We start from the raw sequence: 328 nt of genomic DNA, 5'->3' as shown, positions 1-328 counted from the left end.
GAGCGACCTGCTTCGTGCGTTCGAGCATCTGTTCGAGCAATGCTGCCTTTGCTTCGTCCTTCTTCAATGCCTCTTCCAGAGACTTGTCATTGAAGATGGCATAAGCATACTTGTTGGCCTTGGTGGATCCATGCCGAAGCACTTCCATCACCTTCGTGACCTTGAAAACTTCACCGACCTTCACGACAGCGTAGTCACCCGACTTCACCTCGACATCATTTGATGCCAGCAGGTAGTCATACGTACGCTCTTCCTGCAGAACCGCATTATTTGCGCGCCCCGTATCAGCATAGAAAGCTACACGGATGCACTTGCGCACCCCGTTTAC

The 328-nt window shown here is 51.8% G+C and carries 1 protein-coding gene; it reads right to left on the bottom strand.

Annotation, left to right across the window (positions count from 1 at the left end; all coding sequences use genetic code 11):
• A partial coding sequence (locus tag VJI94_RS08140) for a hypothetical protein (RefSeq protein WP_324008985.1) occupies positions 1 to 328 on the bottom strand: 328 nt, incomplete at both ends.

The organism is Parvimonas sp. D9, assembly GCF_035282565.1.
GTDB classification, from domain to species: Bacteria; Bacillota; Clostridia; order Tissierellales; family Peptoniphilaceae; genus Parvimonas; species Parvimonas micra.
Note: the sequence above shows the minus strand (reverse complement) of the source record. Positions and strands in the feature narration are given on the sequence as shown.